6 protein-coding genes are annotated in these 5193 nt (G+C 67.5%); 4 read left to right on the top strand and 2 right to left on the bottom strand.

The features are described 5' to 3' along the window. Positions 1 to 53: 53 nt before the first annotated feature. Positions 54 to 236: a hypothetical protein gene (locus tag KZA10_RS07660; protein WP_218682562.1), complete on the bottom strand. Its 183-nt coding sequence runs from the start codon at positions 234 to 236 to the stop codon at positions 54 to 56. Positions 237 to 485: 249 nt separating this feature from the next. Between KZA10_RS07660 and KZA10_RS07665 the strand changes: the two genes are divergently transcribed. The 4 genes from KZA10_RS07665 (at position 486) to KZA10_RS07680 (ending at position 4115) form a co-directional block, all read left to right on the top strand. Further along, positions 486 to 1178 carry an NTP transferase domain-containing protein gene (locus tag KZA10_RS07665; RefSeq protein WP_218682563.1) on the top strand — a complete coding sequence of 231 codons (693 nt, stop codon included), beginning with the start codon at positions 486 to 488 and terminating at the stop codon, positions 1176 to 1178. A gap of 79 nt (positions 1179 to 1257) precedes the next feature. After that, positions 1258 to 2196, top strand: a complete 939-nt coding sequence (locus KZA10_RS07670; RefSeq protein WP_055877737.1) for a hypothetical protein — start codon at positions 1258 to 1260, stop codon at positions 2194 to 2196. 81 nt (positions 2197 to 2277) lie between these two features. Next, positions 2278 to 3867, top strand: coding sequence for an acyl-CoA carboxylase subunit beta (locus KZA10_RS07675; RefSeq protein ID WP_371861287.1), 1590 nt, complete (start codon positions 2278 to 2280; stop codon positions 3865 to 3867). Beyond that, positions 3864 to 4115, top strand: coding sequence for an acyl-CoA carboxylase epsilon subunit (locus KZA10_RS07680; protein WP_229778879.1), 252 nt, complete (start codon positions 3864 to 3866; stop codon positions 4113 to 4115). The genes KZA10_RS07675 and KZA10_RS07680 overlap by 4 nt, the downstream gene beginning before the upstream one ends. Positions 4116 to 4464: 349 nt before the next feature. Here the strand turns inward: KZA10_RS07680 and KZA10_RS07685 are convergent. Beyond that, the coding region (locus KZA10_RS07685) for an ROK family protein (RefSeq protein WP_218682564.1) at positions 4465 to 5193 on the bottom strand (729 nt) is incomplete at its 5' end.

A 5193-nucleotide genomic window follows, 5' to 3' on the forward strand; every position in this document is an offset into this window, starting at 1 on the left:
CGTACGCGTGGTCGCCGGGCGCTTCGCGGCCGGCCTCTTCGCCGTCGGCTTCTTCACAGCGGAAGTGGTGGTGGAACCGCTCGTGAAGGCGATGTCCGGCCAGACGAGCTCTCATCGGCGGCCGCTGCCGCGGTGGGGGTCTGCTTCTTGGCCGACGCGCGCTTCGCCGACGTCTTCTCTTGCGCGATCTCGGTTTGGTCCACCTGGGCGGTGCGGTCGTCAGGGGAGGCAGTCACCGTCCTACGGTATCAACGGGCGGCTGTACGCCAAGGCCGCCGCGCAATAAACTGCCCTCGGATCGCGCAGATCCGCCGAGATCTCGAGGCGATCGGAACCCTGTGCATCCGGTGTGTAGTCGATCACGAAATGACAACGGGGGCCTCCTCACCCCGAGGTTCCCAGGCGGAATCGATACCATGACAACGGCACGACGAAGTGTCTGGTCGGTTAATCGACCGTGAACACAACTTCCTTTAGGAGCACTCGTGACTCTTCAGACCGTCATCCTCGCCGCCGGAATGGGCTCGCGCCTCGGCCGCGCGCTGCCGAAGCCGCTCACCGAACTGAGCGACGGCCGCACGATCATGGGCCAGCAGCACGACAACATCCGCGCCGCTTTCGGTTCCGACGCCCGCATCACCACCGTGGTCGGCTACCGCGCAGAGACCATCATCGATGAGTTCCCCCAGGTGAACTACGTCCACAACGAACGCTACGACGAGACCAACACCTCGAAGAGCCTGCTGAGGGCCCTCGGTGCGACCGGTCGCAGCGGAGTGCTGTGGATGAACGGAGACGTCGTCTTCGACCCGATGATCCTCGGCCGCGCGCTCGAGTACATCGAGCGCGACCAGTCCTTCGTGACGGTGAACACCTCCAAGGTCAGCGATGAAGAGGTGAAGTACACGGTCACGGCCGAGGGCTTCATCAACGAGCTGTCCAAGACCGTCAAGGGCGGTCTCGGCGAGGCCGTCGGCATCAACTACATCTCGTCCGCACACAAGAAGGCGTTCATGCGTCAGCTGCAGCGCGTCGAGGACCAGGACTACTTCGAGCGCGGTCTCGAGCTCGCGATCGCCGAAGACGGCCTGCTGCTCGAGCCGATGGATGTCTCCGACCTGTACGCGGTCGAGATCGATTTCGCCGAAGACCTGGAGCGGGCGAACCTCTTCGTCTGATCGCCGGTCACGAAAGCCCGGTCCCTCCGAGGGACCGGGCTTTCGGCGTTTTCGCGGACTGGCTCCATAGGATCGCAGCATGGCTCCCAAGGTGCACAAGATCCATTCGCTCCCGGACGACGCCCCGTGGGACAAGGGGGTGCCTCCCACCGGATCGGCGGAGCATCCGATGATGGTGCGCGGCCTCGACCGCGTGCTGTCGATCCAGCGCCCGCTCGTGCTGGCGCACATCCGGAGCATCCGCCTGCGCAATCCGCAGGCCTCGCCGGCCGAGATCATCCGCATCCTCGAGCGTCGCTACCTGGCGGCCGTGACCACCGGTGGAGCCGCGGTCGGCGCGACCGCTGTCGTCCCGGGCATCGGCACGGGTGTCACGCTCGCACTCTCCGGCGTGGAGACGGTCGGCTTCGTGGAGTCCACAGCTCTGTTCGCGCAGTCGGTCGCCGAGGTGCATGGGATCGCGGTCGCGAACCCGGATCGCGCCAGAGCGCTGGTGATGACGCTGATGCTCGGCAAGGAGGGCGTCGACCTGGTCGGACAGCTCGCCGGGCAGGTGGCAGGGCGCGGCGGGAGCAGATCGTCGTACTGGGGCGAGCTCGTCACGAAGTCACTCCCCCGCGCCGCCGTCGGACCTCTCGTCGACCAGCTCAAGAGCATGTTCGTGAAGCAGTTCGCTGCCAAGGGCGGCGCGTCGGTCATCGGCAAGGCCCTCCCGTTCGGGATCGGTGCCGCGATCGGAGGCGCGGGGAACAACATCCTCGGCCGCCGCGTGCTGACGACGTCCCACAAGGCCTTCGGTGCCGCCCCGATCGACCTTCCCCTCGAACTGGAACCCGTACCCGGCGCCGAGAAGCTGGAGTTGCGGATGCTGCGTGGTGCCCGCTACGCCGGCAACGCGGTCGCGGGAGCGGCCGGTACGACCGTCCGCGGGGTGGAGTGGGCGGGACGCAAGGCCCGCTCGATCGGCCGCCGCCCCAAGACCGACCCGGAACTCGAGTCCGGTGAGCCCGAGGGTTGAGCGCACCTCGCCAAAGGATCGGCCGACCCGTTGTGGCGAGCATCCAACAGCCGGAGGCGAGCCGACGATAGGGTGGAATCCGTGACGGACAAGCCCGACCTCTTTACCACCGCCGGCAAGATCGCGGATCTGCGCGCTCGCTATACAGAAGCCGTCGTCGACGCGGAAGCGAAGGCGAAGGAGAAGCAGCACGCGAAGGGCAAGATGACCGCCCGCGAGCGCATCGAGCTGCTCGTCGACCCCGGGAGCTTCGTCGAGTTCGACGAGTATGTGCGCCACCGCACCACGGCCTTCGGCATGGATCGTTCGCGACCGTACGGCGACTCGGTCGTCACCGGCGTGGGCACGATCAACGGCCGCACGGTCGCGGTGTACTCGCAGGACTTCTCGACCTTCGGCGGTTCGCTCGGCGAGGTCGCCGGCGAGAAGATCATCAAGATCATGGAGTTCGCCCTCGCCGGAGGGATGCCCTGCATCGGAATCCTCGACTCCGGTGGCGCGCGCATCCAGGAGGGCGTCGTCGCCCTCGGCAAGTACGGCGAGATCTTCCGCCTGAACACCCGTGCATCCGGCGTCATCCCGCAGATCTCCATCATCATGGGCCCGGCTGCGGGCGGAGCGGTGTACTCCCCCGCCCTCACCGACTTCGTGATCATGGTCGACAAGACCAGCCAGATGTTCGTCACCGGCCCCGACGTGATCAAGACCGTCACGGGCGAGGACGTGGGCATGGAAGAGCTCGGCGGTGCGTACACGCACAACACCCGCTCGGGCGTCGCGCACTACCTCGCCGAGGATGAGGACGACGCGATCGACTACGCGCGCACGCTGCTGAGCTTCCTCCCGGACAACAACATGGCGGAGCTGCCGTCGTACGAGAGCGCCTTCGAGTTCGAGACCACCGACGCCGATCGCACGCTCAACACGATCGTCCCCGATTCGACGAATCAGCCGTACGACATCCACACCGTCATCGAGCATGTCGTCGATGAGGGCGACTTCCTCGAGGTCCAGCCGCTGTTCGCGCCCAACATCGTGATCGGATTCGGACGCATCGAGGGCCGGTCGGTGGGCATCGTCGCCAATCAGCCCTCGCAGATGGCCGGCACCCTGAACATCGAGGCCGGAGAGAAGGCGAGCCGGTTCGTGCGCTTCTGCGACGCCTTCTCGATCCCGATCGTCACGCTCGTGGATGTGCCCGGCTATCTGCCCGGCACCGACCAGGAATGGACCGGAGTCATCCGCCGTGGCGCGAAGCTGCTCTACGCCTACGCAGAGGCCACCGTGCCCCTCGTCACCGTGATCCTGCGCAAGGCCTACGGCGGCGCATACATCGTGATGGGCTCGAAGCAGCTGGGCGCGGATGTGAACCTCGCGTGGCCGACAGCGGAGATCGCGGTCATGGGCGGCCAGGGCGCCGTCAACATCCTGTACCGCGGCGAGATCAAGAAGGCCGAGGAGGCCGGTGAGGACGTCGCCGCCGTGCGCACCCGGCTCGCGAACGAGTACACCTACAACGTGGCGTCGCCCTTCCTGGCGGCAGAGCGCGGAGAACTCGACGGCATCATCGAGCCGGCGAACACCCGCGTCTCGATCGCCAAGGCGCTGCGCGCTCTGCGCGGCAAGCGTGCGGAGCTGCCTCCGAAGAAGCACGGGAACATCCCGCTGTGACCGCGCAGAACGCTCAGGACGGCACACCGGCCCCGGAGACCCCGGAGGCGCCGATGCTCGACATCACCCGCGGGGCGGCCACCGAGGAAGAGCTCGCCGCGCTCATCGCGGTGATCAGCGAGGCCTACGCGACGGAGGCGGCTGCCGCCGTCGCCGACGAGCCGTCCGTATCGGCATGGACGCGGACGCAGCGACCGCTGCGACGCCCGCTTCGTCGCGACATCCCCTGGGGGCGCTTCTCCGGCTGACCGCCGCGCGCAGCTGCGGGACGCAGGCGTCTCGAAGGAATCCGACTACGTCTGCGTGATCCGTGAACCCTCCGCCTCACGAATCACGCAGACGATCGTCGCAGGACCCCCAGCGCCCTGCTCGGCGACGTTCCCCGTCGCCGCCTCGCCCTGCCCTGTGCAGGATGGGGCGTGTTCACCCCGACTCGGACCGGGACCGCTTCCCCCCTGCATGCCACGGTGCCGAGCATGCGGAGAGAGGGCGCAGTTCCGTGATCCGACGATGAGGGAACCCTAAATATTACATCGATTAGACATATACCCGCAAGCCCTGATCCGTCGACGGCAGAGACCGGGACGGCGTCTCGGATCAGCTGTCGAGCAGCAGATCCGAGGCACGGGGACTGAGGACCGAGTCGAGGACCACGCACCCGGCACCCACCGCACCGACGTCGTCCCCCACCACCGTGCCATCGACAGGAAGCGTGCGCACCGCGCGCGTCGCACTGGCACGATCGAGCCTGGCGGGGATCTCCCGCAGGTAAACGTCGGCGAGCCGAGCCCAGAAAGGCCCGCCGAACACGACCCGATCCACGTCGAGCATGTTGGTCAGCGCCGCCGTCAGCACGGTGATGTGCGCAGCCGCCTGTCTCAGCACCCCGACAGCCGCTTCATCGCCCTCGGCCGCTCGCTCGCACAGCCGACTGAATCTCTCATGGACGGCGGCGACGTCGCTCGCCTGGCGGTCGTCGCCGAAGACACCCGAACGCTCCGCCTGTTCGACGATCGCCTGCGGGGTGCAGACGACCTCGACGCACCCGCGGGACCCGCACGAGCAGGAGGGCCCGTCCGGGTCGACGATGATGTGCCCGATCTCGCCGATGTTGTGCGTGCTGCCAGGCACCGCCTCCCCGTCTCTGGCCAGGGCCGCGCCGATCCCGGTGCCGAGGTAGACGAAGACGAACGAGTCGTCGGCCGACTCGCGTCGAGTCCACAGCTCCCCCACCGCGGCAGACGTCGTGTCCTTCTCCAGCACCACGGGCAGCCCGGTGGCGTCCGCCAACACCTCGCGCAGCGGAACACGGTGCCAGCCGACGAG

Source organism: Microbacterium sp. BF1 (assembly GCF_019279095.1).
In the GTDB taxonomy this organism is placed as follows: domain Bacteria; phylum Actinomycetota; class Actinomycetes; order Actinomycetales; family Microbacteriaceae; genus Microbacterium; species Microbacterium maritypicum.